The following is a 15,779-nucleotide window of genomic DNA, read 5'->3' on the forward strand; positions in this document are numbered from 1 at the left end:
GGCTGTGCTCCTGATCACTCCAGGTCCCCCGCAGTCGGAGTGGCGGGGGGCGGCGCCGTTCGGACACATGTCGTTGACGCAACGGATCGAGTCCTCCATGAACACTGACACCGGCCGCGCGACGACGGCAGAGCCCCTGCTCGTCGTCGACGGGCTGACCATCGACTTGACCGGCGACGTCGCGCAGCCCGGCATCCTCTCGGACGTCTCCTTCACCGTCGAGCACGGCGAGTCGGTGGCCCTGATCGGGGAGTCCGGCTGCGGGAAGACGATGACGGCGATGGCGGTCCTCGGACTGCTGCCCCGGGGCTTCGCGGTGACCGGTGGGCAGATCCGGCTCGCGGGCCGCGACCTGCTCACCAGCACGCAGCGCCAGCTGCGCGAGACCCGCGGCCGGGCCATCGGCGCGATCTTCCAGGAGCCGATGAGCAGCCTGGACCCCACGATGCGCGTCGGCGACCAGATCGCCGAGTCCCGGCGGCTGCACCTGGGCGAGAGCCGGAAGACGGCTCTGGTTCGGGCCGCGGAGCTCCTCGACCGCGTCGGTATCGCCAACGCCGGCAAGCGCCTCCGCAGCTACCCGCACGAGCTGAGCGGCGGGATGCAGCAGCGGGCCATGATCGCCTCCGCGATCGCCTGCGATCCCGGGCTCGTGCTGGCCGACGAGCCGACGACCGCGCTGGACGTCACCATCCAGGCCGAGATCCTCGAGCTGCTGCGCGAGCTGCGCCGCGAGCAGGGGATCGCGGTGCTGCTGGTGACCCACGACCTCGGTGTGGTCGCGGACTTCTGCGACCGCGTGGTCGCGATGTACGCCGGCACCGTGGTGGAGCGGGCGGGCGTCGACGAGCTCTTCGACACCCCGCGGCATCCCTACACCCGCGCGCTGCTCGACGCCGTCCCGCAGACCGGCAGCCCCCGCACGCTCCTGCCGGTGATCCCGGGTCGCGTCCCCGCCGCGGGACGCTTCCCCGGCGGCTGCCGGTTCGAGCCCCGCTGCACCCACGGGGGCGACCCGCGCTGCCGCGCCCCCCAGCACGAGTCGACCGGGGCGGACCGGCGCTCCGTCCGGTGCGCCCGCGCCGCCGACGGCGACGCCGTCGCCCTGCCGACCGCTCGCGGCCTGACCGCCGCGCCCTAGATCTGGCGCACGTCCCACCTCGGTTCCGGGCCGATGACGCCCCCTGACCAGATAGGAACGCCATGAGAACGCTGACCAGGTTCCTCGCCATCGTCGCGACCTCCGCCCTGACCGTCTCGCTGGCCGCGTGCGGCTCGTCGGAGCCGGGGTCCGGCTCCGGTGAGCGGAGCACGCTCACGGTCGGGGCCGCCGCCGTGCCGTCCTCGCTGGACCCGCGCAGGTCTGCCCCGTACGAGGCGCAGTGGATCGGGATGCTCTACGACACGCTGGTCCAGCGCGCACCGGACGGGAGCTTCACCCCGGCGCTCGCCGAGAGCTGGACGCTCTCGGAGGACGCCCGCACCCTGGAGCTGACCCTGCGCCCCGGGGTCACCTTCCAGGACGGCGCGCCCTTCGACGCCGCGGCGGTGAAGGCCAACCTCGACGCGTCGCGGGCCGGCGGCACGAACTTCTCGGGCCAGCTGACCAACATCGCGGGGGTGGAGGCCGTCGGCGACCGGCAGGTCCGGATCGAGCTGACCGACTCGCCCGCACCGCTGCTCGGGGTGCTGGCCGGCGAGGCCGGGATGATCATCAGTCCCGCCTCGCTGGGTGAGGACCTGTCCCAGCGGTCCGCGGGCGCCGGCCCCTTCACCCTGGAGCGGTTCGAGGGGCAGCGGCTGCAGTTCACGGCCTGGGACGGGTACTGGAACGCCGCGGCCGTGCGGATCGGCGGCGTGGACATCGACGTGCTCATCGACGACAGCGCGCGTCTGCGAGCCCTGCGCTCCGGCCAGCTGGACACCGCGTTCATCATCCCGTCGCAGGTCAGGGAGGTCGAGTCGACCGACCTGGAGGTGGCGCGACCCGACACCGCCGAGTCCTTCTGGGGCGTGCTGGTCAACACCGGCCGCCGCGAGTTCGGCAACCCCCTCGTGCGACAGGCGATGATGCTCGCCCTCGACCGCACCGCGATCGCCCGCGCGGTCTTCGGCGAGGACGGCTGCGCCCCGAGCGCCCAGCCCTACGACCCCAACGACTGGGCCCACTCCGACGAGCTCGACGCGCTGCCCGCCGCCCAGTACGACCCCGCGCGCGCCCGGCAGCTCATGGCGGAGGCCGGCGTGGCCGGCGGGTTCGACTTCGAGCTGCAGGTCGGGACGGCCCAGAACTACACCCAGATCGGCCAGATCCTGCAGGCCCAGTGGGGCGAGATCGGGATCCGGGTGAACATCCGCCCGATGGAGAACGTCCAGTTCGTCACCGCGCGGCGGCAGGGCGACTTCGACGGCACCGTGTCGGTCTACCTGAACGCCCGGCCCGACCAGAGCGCGTTCGTCCGGAACTTCTACCTGCCCGACGGGATCTTCAACCCCGGGGGCTACGACCTGCCCGGCACGGCCGAGCTCCTCGCCGAGTCCTCGTCGAGCCTCGACCCGGCCGGCCGGGCCCCGGCGCTGCACGAGCTGATGACCAACGTCCTCAACGACGGTCCGCCGATCATGCCGATCTGTACGGCCCCGCGGCTCGCCGCGTACCAGTCGGACGTGCAGGACCTCGACATGACGCTCGAGACCAAGTTCACCGACGTCGCCGTCGACCCCTCGTGACGGCGTCCACGACCGGTGGGGGGCCCCGGTGAGACCCACGGCGGTGTTCACCCGCATCGGGGGCGGCCTCATCGTGCTCTGGCTGGTCTCCCTGCTGACCTTCTCGCTGCTGCAGCTGGTGCCCGGTGACCCGGCCGAGCTGGTGGCCGGCGACAGCGCGTCGCCGGAGCGCGTCGAGCAGATCCGGGTCGAGCTCGGCCTGGACCGCCCGCTGACCACGCAGTACACGAGCTGGCTGTCCGGCATCGTGCAGGGCGATCTCGGCACCTCGGTCTTCACCGGGGACCCGGTGACCGAGGCGATCCTGCGGGCCGCTCCGGCCACGCTGTCCATCACGTTCGTGGCGCTCGTCATCGCGGTCGTCGTCGGCGTGCCCGCCGGCGTGGTCGCGGGACTGCGCCAGGGGAGCTGGGTGGACCGGACGGTGTCGCTGCTGGCCACCGTCGGCATCGCGATGCCGGGCTTCTGGGTCGCGATGCTCCTGGTGCTGGTCCTCGCGCTCGGACTGTCGTGGCTCCCGGCCACCGGTTACTCGCCGATCGGCGACGGGGTCGGCGAATGGTTCTCCCACATCGTCATCCCGGCCGTCGCGCTCGGGCTGGCCACCGCGGCCGAGCTCGCGCGCCACGCCCGGGGCTGCGTCGCCGACGTGCTCGAGCGGCCCTACATCCGGACCGCGCGCGCCCGCGGGGCCCACCCGTCGTGGCTGGTGCGCCACCACATCCTGCGCAACGCCGCCATCCCGGTCGTCACCGTCCTCGGGCTGCAGGCCGGACGGCTGCTCGGCGGGTCGATCGTCATCGAGATGGTCTGCGGGATCGACGGGCTCGGCACCCTCGCGATCAACGCGATCCTGCAGCGCGACTTCCCGATCCTGCAGGGCTATGTCCTGCTCTCCGCCGCCATCGTCGTCACGATCAATTTGGTCGTCGACGGGATGTACAGCTGGCTCAACCCGAAGGTGCGCACGTCATGACCACCACATCGCTGCCCGGCCCGGTGACGGGCCGCCCCGAGCCGCCCCCTGGGGTCGTCTCGCCGCGGCGCCGCACCCTGCGGTTGCTGCTGAGCAGGCCCTCGAGCGTCGTGGCGTTCGGTTTCGTGCTGCTCCTCGTGGCACTGGCGGCCCTGGCCCCCTGGGTGTCCCCGCACGACCCCTTCGCCCAGGACCTGACGAACGCCTTCGCGCCTTACTCGGCCGAGCACCCGCTGGGCACCGACGACCTGGGCCGCGACGTCGTCTCCCGGCTGATGCACGCCATCAAGCTCGCCCTCCTCGCCCCGCTGATCTCGGTCGGCGTGGCGCTGGTCCTCGGGGTGCCGACCGGCCTGTGGGCTGGGCTGTCCCGCGGCTACGTCGACGCTGTGCTGAGCCGGATCGCCGACGCCCTGCTCAGCCTGCCGGGCCTTGCGTTCGCGCTGGCGATCATCGCGGTGGTGGGACCGGGCCTGGTCAACGTGATGGTCGCGCTGGGAGTGGTGTTCACGCCGACGCTCTTCCGGGTCATCCGGGGTGCCGCGATGGCCGTCTCCGAGGAGCCGTTCATCGACGCCGCCCGGTCGATCGGGTGCTCGACCTCGCGCATCCTGCGGGTGCACGTGCTGCCCAACGTGGCGGCCCCGCTCCTGGTGCAGGCCACGATCCTGATGGGACTGGCCCTGCTGTCCGAGGCGGGCCTGAGCTTCCTCGGGCTGGGTGTGCAGCCCCCAGAGTCGAGCTGGGGCTCCATGCTGCGGACCGCGTACGAGAACCAGTTCGAGGCGCCGACCGCGGTGCTCCCGCCCGGCATCGCCGTCGTCCTGACGGTCCTGGCGTTCAACACGATCGGCGACGCGATCCGCGACGCCATGTCGGCCCGGGGGCAGCGATGACCGACACGACGCACACCGGGGGTCGCACCGCCGGAGCCCTCGACGAGGGCGGTGGTCACCCGGCCGGCACCCACGCGCTCGAGGCGCGGGGACTGGTCAAGACGTTCCCGCTGAGCCGCAACGTCCTCGGCAGGCCGGTCTCCCGGGTGCGGGCCGTCGACGGCGTCGACCTCGACGTGACCGCGGGGATGACGGTCGGGGTGGTCGGCGAGTCCGGTTCGGGCAAGTCGACCCTCGGCCGACTGGCCTCGCTGCTGGAACGTCCGGACAGCGGGACCGTGCGCCTCGACGGGCGCGACACGGCGGGCCTGCGGGGCCGCGAGCTGTCCGCGGTGCGGCGCAGCCTGCAGGTCGTGTTCCAGGACCCGTTCGGGTCGCTGGACCCGACGAAGACCATCGCCCACGCGGTCTCCGAGCCGCTGATCGTGCACCGCCGGATCCGGCGAGCCGGCAGCACGGAGGCCGCGGAGGAGCTGCTCGCGCGCGTCGGGCTCGACGCCGGGCTCGCGCGCCGGTACCCCGAGCAGCTCTCCGGCGGACAGCGGCAGCGGGTCAGCATCGCGCGGGCGCTCGCGCTGGCGCCGTGGCTGCTGATCGCGGACGAGCCGACCTCCGCGCTGGACCTCTCGACCCGGTCGGAGATCCTCAACCTCCTCCTCGCGCTGCAGCAGGAGACCGGGCTGTCGATCCTGCTGGTGTCGCACGACTTCGCCACGGTGCAGCACCTGGCCCACCGGGTCGCGGTCATGTACCTGGGCCGCATCGTGGAGGAGGGACCGACCCTCGACGTGGTGCGCGAACCGCTGCACCCGTACACGAAGGCCCTGCTGTCCGCGGTGCTCGTGCCCGACCCGCGGGTCCAGCGCAACCGGAGCCGCATCGTCCTGCAGGGCGACGCGCCCAACCCGGCGGACCTCCCGTCGGGCTGCCGCTTCCGGACCCGCTGCCCCTACGCGATGCCCTCGTGCGCGGAGGTCGACCCGCAGCTGCAGCCGGTCTCCACCGGGCACAGCGTGGCCTGCCTGCTGCACACCGGCTCCGGTCCGCCAGCCGGGGCCCCCACCTCGACGAGCGGAGGCCGCAGCGATGCGTGACCCCGAGGACGTGCATGTGGCGGAGGGGCTGGCGGTGCGGCAGGAGGTCTTCGGCACCGACCTGGTCGAGCGGAACTACACGAACGCGTCGGCGTTCAGCCGCCCGGCCCAGGACTGGATCGCGGGCGCGGTGTGGGCCGACGTCTGGACCCGTGACGGGCTGGACCGCCGGACCCGCAGCCTGGTGACGCTGGCGATGCTCACCGCGCTCAACCGCCCCACCGAGTTCGAGTCGCACGTCCGTGCGGCGCTGACCAACGGCTGCACGGTCGCCGACATCCAGGAGCTGCTCCTGCACACCGCGCCCTACTGCGGGGCGCCGGCGGCGCTGCAGGCCTTCCGCCAGGCCGAACGGGTGCTGGCCGAGACGGACCGGGCCGACCCCGGAACCCCCACGAGCTGAAGGGAGGAGACCCATGGCGCGCACTCGGCGCAGGGCGCCCCGGCGGACGATCCGCGTGGGCATCATCGGAGCCGGTTTCGGCGGCATCGCCGCCGCGATCAAGCTCAGGCAGCGCACCTCCGCCTCGGTTGTGATCTTCGAGCAGTCCGACGAGGTGGGGGGTACCTGGTACGACAACCGCTACCCCGGCTGCGAGGTCGACATCCCCTCGCACGCCTACAGCTTCTCCTTCCACCGCCACGACTGGCCGCGGACGCACGCCCGGCAGCCCGAGCTGCTGCGCTACGCGAACGAGGTCGTCGACGCGTTCGGGCTCCGTCCGCTCCTGCGGCTCGGTACGAAGGTCACCGAGGTCCTCTGGGACGAGAACGAGCAGCACCACGAGGTCCGCACCGCCGACGGCGAGAGCCACGAGTTCGACGTCGTGATCTCCGCGCTCGGGTTGCTCAGCGTGCCCAACCACCCGGAGTGGCCCGGGCTGGAGGACTTCCGCGGCCCCGCCTTCCATACCTCGCGCTGGCGCGACGACGTCGACCTGCGGGGCAAGCGGGTGGCCGTGGTCGGCACCGGCTCGACCGCGGCGCAGATCGTCCCCGGCATCGCCGGCACGGTCGGGTCGCTCCTGGTGTTCCAGCGCGAGCCCGGGTGGGTCGAGCCCAAGCAGGAGCGGGAGTTCACCGCGAGGGAGCGCTGGGTCTACCGCCATGTACCCGGTGCCCAGCGCCTTCACCGCGGGCTGCTGTTCGGCCGGTCCATCGCCCGCGTCAAGGCCTACGACACCACCAGCCGGATGCAGGAGACCATGCGCGGCCGGTGCACCGACTACATCCGGCGCACGGTGCACGACCCCGCCACCCGCGAGGCCGTGACCCCCGACTACCCGTGGGGGTGCAAGCGGCCGGTGCTGGCGTCGACGTTCTACGAGGCGCTCAACCTCCCGCACGTCGACCTGGTCCCGCACCCCGTGACCTCCGTGACCGGTGACGGGCTCGTCGACGACCGCGGCGTGCACCACGACGTCGACGTCCTGGTCCTGAGCACCGGGTTCCAGCCGACCCGGTTCCTGTCCGGGCTCGACGTCCGGGGCATCGACAAGCGCAGCATCCACGACGCGTGGAAGGACCGGGCGTCGGCGTTCCTCGGCGTGACGGTGGCCGGGTTCCCCAACTTCTTCGTGCTCTACGGGCCCAACACCAACGGGGGCTTCTCGATCATCGCCCAGCTGGAGCGCCAGGCCGAGATCGCCAGCAGGGCCGTGCGCCGACTCGAACGCGGTGCGGGGTACGTCGACACCGACGAGCGGGCCCAGCGCCGCTGGGTCGCGTGGGTCGACGACCAGATCGCCCGCAAGGCCTCGGCGATGGAGTCGGGCTGCCGCAACTACTACCACTCCCCGGGAGGGGCCAACGTGACCCAGTGGCCGGGTTCGCACCTCAAGTACCTGGTAGTGACCCGGTTGCTCGACCGCTGGGGCATCCGGGCGTTCGCGGTGCCGCGATGACGGCGCCGGTCCGGGCCCACGCCCGCGACGCCGGTGCCCGGGACCGGCGGGTGCGCGTCGGTGAGGTGACGATCACCCCGCTCGTCCAGTTCCACTACCGCGTCGACCCGCGGCGCTTCTTCGGCGATCTCGACCCCCGCATCATCGACGAGACGGCCTGGTACTGGCAGCCGCCCTACGTCGACGACGGGTTCCTCGTCATCGACATGGGGGGCTTCCTGGTCCGGACCCTGGACCGGACGGTGCTCGTCGACGTCGGCGTCGGCAACGGCAAGTCGCGGCCCAACCCCTGCTTCGACCACCGCGACGACGACTGGCTCGCCGCGCTGCACCGGGCGGGGGCCACGGCGGAGGAGGTCGACACCGTCGTGTTCACGCACCTGCACGTCGACCACGTCGGCTACGCCACGCGGTTCGACGGCGACGCCTGGGTGCCGACGTTCCCGGCCGCGCGCTACCTCACGACCGCCGCCGAGCTCGACTACTGGACCGGCGGGTCGGCGAGCGGGTTCCGGGAGCAGCTCGGCGACTACGTCGCCGACAGCGTGCTGCCGCTGCGCACCGCGGGCGTCCTCGACCTGGTGGAGCCGGACCTGCGGATCTGCGACGAGCTGCGGCTCGTCCCCGCACCGGGTCACACCCCGGGCAACGTCTGCGTCGAGGTGTCCTCCGGCGGGCAGCGGGCGATCTTCGCGGGCGACATGGTCCATCACGCCCTGCAGCTGGCCTTTCCCGCGATGAGCACCGACTTCTGCGTTCACGCCGACCGCGCGGGTGAGGCCCGGCGGCGCCTGCTGCACGAGATCGCCGACCGCGACGTGCTGCTGTTCCCGGCCCACTTCCCGGACTCGGCACCCGGCCGGGTCGTCACCGACCCGGCGGGCGGGTACCGCTACGAGGTCGTCGAGGGCGAGCCGGTGTGACCCGCGATCCTGCCGCCGACGAGGAGGAACGATGACCGAACGGCTGACCCGTCTGCGTCCGGACGACATGACCCCGGAGCAGGCCGAGATCTACGCCTGCTTCACCGACGGCAGGCGGGCCGATCCGGCCGCCGCGTTCTCCCTCGTCCATCCGGACGGCGGGCTGGTCGGGCCGCCGGACGCGTGGCTGCGCAGCCCGCCGCTCGGCCGCGTGCTCGAGCGGATCGGCTGGGTGCTGCGGTTCGATCTCGAGCTCTCCGACCGGGCGCGTGAGATCGCGATCCTGCTCCACGCCTTCCACCGCGCCAGCCCGTTCGAGCTGTACGCCCACCGCAGGGCGGGACTGGCCGCCGGTCTCTCGGGGGCCGAGATCGAAGGGCTCGCCTCGCGCACCGAGCCGGCGTTCAGGTCAGGGGAGGAGCGGCTGGTGTTCGCCACGACCCTGGCCGTCCTCGACCGCAGGGACCTCGACGACGCGGAGTACGACGCGGCCGCCGCCGAGCTGGGCGAGCGGGGGGTCTTCGAGCTGCTGGCGCTGCTGGGTTACTACGACCTGGTCGCCACCCAGCTCGCCGTCTTCGGGGTGGAGCCGCCCGTCACCGGGTGACGGGCGGCGCGCGTCTGGATCACGCCGTTTCCACGCACTCGATGCGGCGGCGATCCACCGGCGAGTGGCACACCGGACGCTCGGCCCGGCGGCCACTGACTCGCCCTGGGTCCTGTGGAGGCTCCTGAGCGTGGAAACGAGGATGGAGCCATGCCGGGAGAGCAGTCCCCGGGCAAGCCGACCACGCGTCGGTACTCGGAGGAGGAGAAGGCCGCCGCGGTGCGGATGGCCCGCACCCTGCGCGCGGAGCTGGGTAGCGAGCACGGCACGGTGAAACGGGTCGCCGAGCAACCGGGCTACGGGGTCGAGTCGGTGCGGTCGTGGGTGCGCCAGGCCGGCATCGACGACGGCTACGAACCCGGTGTCACCACCGGCGAGGCAGCGAGGGTTCGCGAGCTCGAGCAGGAGGTCCGGGAGCTGCGCGGGCGAACGAGAACATGAAGGGCCGCGAGCCTTCCGGGCGGAGCTCGACGGCCTCCCGCGATGGTCGGGCACGCCGCGCAGCCGGTCACGGACCGCCCCTGAGGGCGGTCCGTGACCGATCGGCGGCCGACGCCGACGGGCGCTGGGTCAGCCCGACGGGGCCGTCAGCAACACGGATCGCCCGGCCGGGCCCGCGGAGTCGCGCCAGACGGCGGCGGCGGCGTCCAGTGCGGCGGCGAGTCGCCCACCGGTCGGGATCGGTCGCGCATCCGGCCACGGGTCCATCGCGGCGCGCATCGCACCGGCGACGGCTGCGGTCGCGTCCGATCCGGTCGCCCCGCGGCCGGCGATGCGCCGCTCCGCGGTGTCGGCGGTCGCGTGGCACCGCAGCGCGACCAGGTCGCTGCTGGTGTCGAGGGCCAGGTCGGTGGCGGCGGCGCGGTGGCGGGCGTCGATCCAGGAGGCGTCGAGCACGACCGACTCGCCGCGGCCCAGCAGTGTCCGGGCCCGGCGCAGCAGCTCGGTGTAGGTCTGCGCCGTGTGCTGTTCGGTGTAGAGACCCTCCCGGAACGGCGCGCCGGCGGGTTTCGTGGGGTCGATGCCGGCGAGTTCCTTGCGGATCCGGTCGCTGGAGAGCAGGACCGCGCCGAACCGGTCGGCCAGTGCCCCGGCGAGGGTGGTCTTGCCGGTGCCGGGCAGGCCGCCGACCAGGGCCAGGCGTACCGCGCCTTGTTCGAGGTGGTGCAGGGCGAGCTCGGCGTGCTGTTCGGCGTCGGTGGCGGCTGCTTCGTCGCCCTGGTCGTGGCGTAGGCAGGCGACCTTGGTGCGGACGACGGCGCGGTAGGCGATGTAGTGGTGGCGCAGGGCGGTGGGGGCGGGGTCGGCGGAGAATTCGATGTAGGCGTCGAGGAACACGGTGGCGAGGTCGGGGTGGCCGAGGCGTTCGAGGTCCATGGCGAGGAATGCGACGTCGTCGAGGCCGTCGATGTGGCGGAGGTGGTCGTCGAACTCCAGGCAGTCCAGGGCGCGGGGGCCGTCGTGGAGGCAGAACACGTCGGCGGCGGTCAGGTCGCCGTGGCCGTCGATGATGCGGTCGTGGGCGATGCGGTCGGTGAACAGGGGGGCGCGGCCGTCGAGGAACCGGGTGGAGAGCTGTTCCAGCGCGTCGAGGAGGTTCGGGTCGAGTACGGGGCCTGCGTACGGGTGGAGTGCGGCGGTGTTGTCCCGCCAGCGGGTGGCGATGGTGTCGCGGGTGGCGTCGGCGGTGATGTGATCGCCGCGCTCGGCGCCGGCGTGGAATCGGGCCATGGTCCGGGCCAGTGCGCGGAGGTCGTCGGCGACTGGTGCGCCGGAGGTGACGAGGGTGGCCAGGCGGCGTTCTTCGGGCATCCGGCGCATGACCACCATCGGTTCGGTCGGTCCGGCGTGGGCGACGGGCCGTCCTGTCGGGTCGGTGGGTCGGAGCAGTTCGCTGATGCCGAGGTAGACGTCGGGGGCGAGCCGGCGGTTGAGTTCGATCTCGCGGCGGCAGGCGGCGCGTCTGCGGTTCGGGGTGCGGAAGTCGAGGAAGTCGTTGTGCACGGCCTTCTTCATCTTGTATGCCCGGTCGCCGACGAGGAAGACGATGCCGATGTGGGTCTCCCGGACCGCGACCGGCGGTGCCGGGCTCACGACCGGACCGCCCCGGCGTCGCGGGCCGGTGGTGCCCCGGCCGCCGTGAGGTCGAGGTCCCGGCGGACAACGGTCACCGGGCAGGCGCCCAGGCGTACCAGTGTCCTGCTCGTCGACCCCAGTGCCGCACGTGCGGCCAGGTTGTGGCCGGCCGTCCCGACGACCATCAGCCGGGCCCCGTGCGCGGCGGCCAACAGCGGCTCGTCCGCCCCGCCGTGCACGATCCGCACCTCGACCGGAACGTCGGGCCAGCGGGCGCGCCACGGGCCCAGCTCGTGGAGCAGCACGGTCTGGGGCGCGGCGGTCCCCGGGATGTCGCAGGCCCGGCGCCACGCGTGGACGACCGATACGGGCGATGCATGCCGCGCGGCGTCGGCGAACGCGACGGTCAGCGCGGGTGTGTCGGCCGCGACGTCCTCGACCCCGACGACGACGGTGCGGCGGTTCCCGGACAGGTTGTGGTCGCTGTGTACGACGGTCACCGGGCAGTGTGCCCTGGCCGTCAGCGCGGGCGCGATCGACCCGACCAGCAGATCCCCGGGGTGCCCGCTGAGCAGCCCCACGACGAGCAGCTCGGCGTCGCGGGAGGCGCGGACGAGCGCTGCGACGGGCGCCTCGTCGGACAGCACGGTGTGGGCCTCGACGCCGGGCTCACGCCGGTGCGCGATGGTGTAGGCGCGAGCGAGTATCGCGGCCGCCCGACGCCTGCCCGGCGCGTAGTCCTCGGTCGCGTAGGGGCCGGCGTGCACGATCCGCAACGGCAGCCGGCGGACGCGGGCCTCGGTGGCGGCCCAGGCGACGGCTCGTGACGCCGTCGCCGTCCCGTCGGTGCCGACCACGACCTCCGGTGACGCGGCGATGTCCTCGTCCTCCACGGTTGGGTGCTCCACGGCTGGTCCTTCCCTTCGGTGAGGTCCCAGGATCGGCGCGGCGGGGGCGGGGCGGCAGGGTCGGAGGCCCCGAGCGCTGCGGCCGGGTGGCCCGGGGAATGCTCCCGCGGTGGTACCTGTGGCCACCACGGCAGGGCCGTCCGCCACTACCGGGACCGCCGTCGTCCAGGGGACCGTGGACACGACCCAGACGGAGGTGTCGACAATGGTGGACAAGTCCACGGTCCCCGACGAGGTGACCGGCACATCGGCCACGGACCCGTCCCGGCCACCGGTCGGTGACTGGCTCGTCGTCCCCAGCCCGCCGATCGAGCGCGGCTGGCGGTGGGCCCGCATCGTCGCCCGGATCCCCGGCGACGGCCCGGAGCGCTACCGGGTGCGCTGGGTGGGTAACGACCGCGACTCCGTGGTCACCCCGCCGCCGGGCTACCGGATCGAGAGCGCCGCCCGATGGCCGCACGCCCCGAGCAGCGCCATCGGTCTCTGGCCCGATCCGGCCGGCCCGGGCCGCGACGCGCAGGAGACGGCCGATGATCCCACCTGACGATGCGGGCACCGTCGTCGTGGGCGTCGACGGATCGCCGGAGTCGCGGGTGGCACTGGAGTACGCGCTGGACGACGCCGCCCGCCGGGGTGCCCGGCTCCGGGTCGTCGCCGCGTTGGCGCACCCCGACTACTGGGTGACCGCCTACGGCCCCGTACTGCTGGCCCCGGCCCCGGCGGAGGTCGACCGGGTGCGTACCGCGGCCCAGCAGTGGATCGACGACGTGACGGCGGCCCGGCCCACCGGTTCGGTCACGGTTCCGGTCGAGGTGTCCGCCGTGGCCGGTCCGCCGGCGGAGGCGCTGACCGATGCGTCGCGCGACGCGGACCTGCTCGTGCTGGGTCACCGCGGCCGGGGAGCGGTCGCCAGCACCCTTCTGGGGTCGGTGGGGATGCGGTGCGTCATGGACGCGTCGTGCCCGGTGACCATCGTGCGTCCGCGCCCCGCGGTGACGAGCGTCGGTGAGACCCGTCGGGTGCGCGCCACGAGGCCGTCCGTGCGGCGCACCACGGTCGCCGACGTGATGACCACCGAGGTGGTCCGGGTGTCGCCCGACGCGACGTTCGCGCACATCGCCGCCGCCCTCTCGACCGGCCGGATCCGGGCGGTCCCGGTGTGCGACACCCATGGTGTGTTGCTGGGGGCGGTGTCGGAGGCCGACCTGCTGCTCACCGCCGAGCGGGCGGACCCACCGCTGGTACGGCCGTGGTGGCGCCCGCGGCACACCGGCCGGACCCGGCCCACCGGCACACCCGGGGCGACGACGGCTGCCGAGCTGATGACCACGCCCGCCGTCACGGTCGAGCCCGGCAGCACCGTCGCCCGGGCGGCGCGCGCGATGCGCGAACACGGGCTGGCGTGGCTTCCCGTGGTCGAACGGGACGGCCGCATGGTCGGCGTGCTGGGCCGCTCGGACCTGCTCTCGGTGTTCGACCGCGACGACGACGGGATCCGCGCCGAGGTCCTCGTCGACGTGCTCGGCCGGCTGCTGCTCGTCGGTGAGGAGCGCGTCTCGGTAACCGTCATCGACGGTGTGGTCACCCTCGACGGCGAGCTCGACACCCGGGCGGATGCCGAGCTGGCCGTGCGGTTCACGGAGCGGGTCGAGGGGGTCGTCGCCGTCGTCGACCGGCTGCACTTCCGGGTGGACGACCGCCACGCCGACCTGTCGGAGGTCCGGCGCTACTGACTGCGGCCGTTCCGACAGGGCCGTTCTGAGACAGTGGCCCCGACGCGATCGCCCGGCCGGACCCGAGGTCCGGGCGGGCGATGCTCACTGCGGCATGCGTTCGAGGGAGTCGTCGAGGGCGCGGCGGGGCGTCGGCGGGAGCGGGGAGCCGGTCGGCGCCCAGCCCACCCGCAGCACGAGCTGGGGGTCGAGCGTGCCGCCGAGCACGTCGTCGCGCAGCATCGCGCGGGTGCTGGTGACCTCGAGCGGCTGGCTGAGCGGGCAGCTGGCGAGGCCCAGCTGCGTGGCGTGCAGCAGCACCGCGCTCAGCGCCTCCCCGGCCCGCAGCTGCGAGAGGGTGTCGTCGGACGCGGTGCCGAGCACCATGAGCAGGGCCCCGTCCTTCCCCCCGTCCGTCTGGGCGATCAGGCCCTCGCTGAACCAGCGCGCAGTGCCGTCACCGGATACGTCGGCGTCGCGAAGCAGATTCGCCGCCGGAACGCCGTCGTCGCCGGATCGCCCGCCGGTCCAGACCGTCGTCTCGGTGTGGTAGCCGGGCAGGTCCTCCTGTGCCCGGGCCGCCGCACGCAGCGCCGCCACGGTCCGGTCGCGTGCCGCGCCCGTGACCGGGCGCAGCACCGCGCCGAACTCGGCGGCCCGGTCGGTCAGCTCGCCCACGAACGCCTCGGGAACCTCCCAGTCGAGGTAGCGCCTGCGATCGGTGCGCCGCGCCACGATGGCGTTCGCCGTGCCGAGGTCGGCCGCTGCGACGGGCCCCGCCCGCAGCTCGACGGCCGCGAAGTGGTCGCCGTCGGCGGGGTTCGGCAGCCGGTGCACCGTGCAGCGCAGGCCGGTCGCCGCGAGGGCGACGGTCAGGTGGTGCAGCGCCGCGCCGCAGCTCACGGCCAGGTCGCGGCCGTCTGCGTCGGTCACCGGCAGCCACCGGCGCAGGTCGGCGTAGAGGTGGATGCTGCGGGGACCCAGCAACCACCGCCACGGCTGGCTGTTGTGGATCGACGGGGCCCGGGTGGCCAGCTCCAGCGCGCTGCGCACCGAACGGTGGTCGACGTGTTCGACGATCATCGGTTCCCCCCGTCGGCGGCGAGCGAGCGGATCAGGTCGGTGGCGGTGACGATGCCGAGCAGGCGGTCGCCGTCGGTGACGAGTACCGCGTCGATCCCCCCGGCGTGCATGCTGCGCGCCGCGGCCGACCGGCGCGCGGCGGGCTCGAGCGCGGGGGCCGTCCGGCACACGTCCGCGACCCGCAGCCGCGGGACCCCCGGCTCGGGGCGCCCGCCGGCGAGCAGCCGAGCCACGTCGGTCTCCAGCACCAGTCCGACGCACCGCTCGCCGTCGAGCACCGGCAGGTGCCGGACCCCGTGCGCGTCCATGAGGCGCAGGGCCACCGCCAGGTCGGCCTCCGGGACGATGGCGACGATCCGGTGGGTCATCAGCTCGGTGACGGGAGGGTCGTCGTCGAGGGCCTCGGGCGGTGCGTCGAGGCGGAACGGGCGGCGGGTCATCGTGATCTCCTGTCGGACGTGCGGCATGACCGAGCGTCTCTCGTTGCCGCCGTGCGCCGGCAGCGGCGGCAGACCCGTGATGTCGGGCCGTTGGGCCCGCGATCCCCGGACCGTCGATCGGTTCGGTGGTCGGTCAGGCGACCGGGCACGGGGTGCACGCGGCTGCGGGCCGGCGTGTGACCCGGATCAGGACCTCAGGGTGGGTGGCTCCTGGAGGACGTCGAGGCGCATGCGGTACTCCTGCTCGTCGATCTCGCCACGGGCGAACCGTTCGGCGAGGATCTGCCCCGGGGTCGGCTGCGTCGGCGGCTGCGTCGGCGTCGGCGGCCCCGCGGTCGCGGACGAGCGCGACCAGGACGAGCGCGATCAGGACGCAGAGCAGCACGGTCCCCGCCCCGAGCAGGGCGTAACCCCACCCGTTCAGCCCGGA

Annotated in this window: 16 protein-coding genes and 1 pseudogene; 12 read left to right on the plus strand and 5 right to left on the minus strand. The window is 73.7% G+C overall.

Translation table 11 applies throughout. The annotated features are described in order from the left end of the window. The first annotated feature begins 97 nt into the window (after positions 1-97). From I4I81_RS05815 to I4I81_RS05860, 10 genes and pseudogenes are all read left to right on the plus strand, one after another. Positions 98-1,141: an ABC transporter ATP-binding protein gene (locus I4I81_RS05815; RefSeq protein ID WP_218602073.1), complete on the plus strand. Its 1,044-nt coding sequence runs from the start codon at positions 98-100 to the stop codon at positions 1,139-1,141. A 62-nt stretch (positions 1,142-1,203) separates the two neighbouring features. Next, positions 1,204-2,730 carry an ABC transporter substrate-binding protein gene (locus I4I81_RS05820; protein ID WP_218602072.1) on the plus strand — a complete coding sequence of 509 codons (1,527 nt, stop codon included), beginning with the start codon at positions 1,204-1,206 and terminating at the stop codon, positions 2,728-2,730. 28 nt (positions 2,731-2,758) lie between these two features. Then, positions 2,759-3,706, plus strand: coding sequence for an ABC transporter permease (locus I4I81_RS05825; RefSeq protein ID WP_218602071.1), 948 nt, complete (start codon positions 2,759-2,761; stop codon positions 3,704-3,706). Continuing rightward, the gene (locus I4I81_RS05830; RefSeq protein WP_218602070.1) at positions 3,703-4,602 is read left to right on the plus strand and encodes an ABC transporter permease; all 900 of its coding nucleotides are present in this window, start codon (positions 3,703-3,705) and stop codon (positions 4,600-4,602) included. The genes I4I81_RS05825 and I4I81_RS05830 overlap by 4 nt, the downstream gene beginning before the upstream one ends. Next, positions 4,599-5,696, plus strand: a complete 1,098-nt coding sequence (locus tag I4I81_RS05835) for an ABC transporter ATP-binding protein (protein WP_218602069.1) — start codon at positions 4,599-4,601, stop codon at positions 5,694-5,696. The genes I4I81_RS05830 and I4I81_RS05835 overlap by 4 nt, the downstream gene beginning before the upstream one ends. Then, entirely contained in the window at positions 5,689-6,099 is a 411-nt protein-coding gene (locus tag I4I81_RS05840; protein WP_218602068.1) for a carboxymuconolactone decarboxylase family protein, read from the plus strand. The genes I4I81_RS05835 and I4I81_RS05840 overlap by 8 nt, the downstream gene beginning before the upstream one ends. Positions 6,100-6,154: 55 nt before the next feature. Beyond that, the gene (locus tag I4I81_RS05845) at positions 6,155-7,600 is read left to right on the plus strand and encodes a flavin-containing monooxygenase (protein ID WP_218602067.1); all 1,446 of its coding nucleotides are present in this window, start codon (positions 6,155-6,157) and stop codon (positions 7,598-7,600) included. Beyond that, complete coding sequence (locus I4I81_RS05850; protein WP_218602066.1) at positions 7,597-8,523, plus strand: MBL fold metallo-hydrolase; 927 nt, start codon at positions 7,597-7,599, stop codon at positions 8,521-8,523. The genes I4I81_RS05845 and I4I81_RS05850 overlap by 4 nt, the downstream gene beginning before the upstream one ends. A gap of 31 nt (positions 8,524-8,554) precedes the next feature. Next, the gene (locus tag I4I81_RS05855; RefSeq protein ID WP_218602065.1) at positions 8,555-9,130 is read left to right on the plus strand and encodes a carboxymuconolactone decarboxylase family protein; all 576 of its coding nucleotides are present in this window, start codon (positions 8,555-8,557) and stop codon (positions 9,128-9,130) included. A 150-nt stretch (positions 9,131-9,280) separates the two neighbouring features. Continuing rightward, positions 9,281-9,553, plus strand: a pseudogene (locus I4I81_RS05860) (transposase); the annotation flags it as partial. 147 nt (positions 9,554-9,700) lie between these two features. Here the strand turns inward: I4I81_RS05860 and I4I81_RS05865 are convergent. Continuing rightward, positions 9,701-11,224 (minus strand): bifunctional aminoglycoside phosphotransferase/ATP-binding protein, encoded by a 1,524-nt coding sequence (locus I4I81_RS05865; protein WP_226363776.1) that lies wholly within the window; start codon positions 11,222-11,224, stop codon positions 9,701-9,703. Continuing rightward, entirely contained in the window at positions 11,221-12,114 is an 894-nt protein-coding gene (locus I4I81_RS05870; RefSeq protein WP_218602064.1) for a universal stress protein, read from the minus strand. The genes I4I81_RS05865 and I4I81_RS05870 overlap by 4 nt, the downstream gene beginning before the upstream one ends. Positions 12,115-12,319: 205 nt before the next feature. Here I4I81_RS05870 and I4I81_RS05875 point away from each other — a divergent pair, with 205 nt between their 5' ends. Both I4I81_RS05875 and I4I81_RS05880 read left to right on the plus strand, forming a co-directional pair. Then, positions 12,320-12,658 carry a DUF1918 domain-containing protein gene (locus I4I81_RS05875; protein ID WP_218602063.1) on the plus strand — a complete coding sequence of 113 codons (339 nt, stop codon included), beginning with the start codon at positions 12,320-12,322 and terminating at the stop codon, positions 12,656-12,658. Further along, positions 12,645-13,847, plus strand: coding sequence for a CBS domain-containing protein (locus I4I81_RS05880; RefSeq protein WP_218602062.1), 1,203 nt, complete (start codon positions 12,645-12,647; stop codon positions 13,845-13,847). Before I4I81_RS05875 ends, I4I81_RS05880 begins: the two co-directional genes overlap by 14 nt. 84 nt (positions 13,848-13,931) lie before the next feature. On the opposite strand, the gene I4I81_RS05885 is transcribed toward I4I81_RS05880, so the two are convergent. The 3 genes from I4I81_RS05885 to I4I81_RS31535 all read right to left on the minus strand — a co-directional run bounded on the left by I4I81_RS05885 (position 13,932) and on the right by I4I81_RS31535 (position 15,631). Beyond that, a complete protein-coding gene (locus I4I81_RS05885) occupies positions 13,932-14,909 on the minus strand; it encodes an Acg family FMN-binding oxidoreductase (protein WP_218602061.1) in 978 nt (325 codons plus the stop codon). After that, the gene (locus I4I81_RS05890) at positions 14,906-15,349 is read right to left on the minus strand and encodes a CBS domain-containing protein (RefSeq protein ID WP_218615864.1); all 444 of its coding nucleotides are present in this window, start codon (positions 15,347-15,349) and stop codon (positions 14,906-14,908) included. Before I4I81_RS05890 ends, I4I81_RS05885 begins: the two co-directional genes overlap by 4 nt. A gap of 186 nt (positions 15,350-15,535) precedes the next feature. Beyond that, the gene (locus I4I81_RS31535) at positions 15,536-15,631 is read right to left on the minus strand and encodes an SHOCT domain-containing protein (RefSeq protein WP_218602075.1); all 96 of its coding nucleotides are present in this window, start codon (positions 15,629-15,631) and stop codon (positions 15,536-15,538) included. Positions 15,632-15,779: the final 148 nt, after the last annotated feature.

Source organism: Pseudonocardia abyssalis, from assembly GCF_019263705.2.
Lineage (GTDB): Bacteria > Actinomycetota > Actinomycetes > Mycobacteriales > Pseudonocardiaceae > Pseudonocardia > Pseudonocardia abyssalis.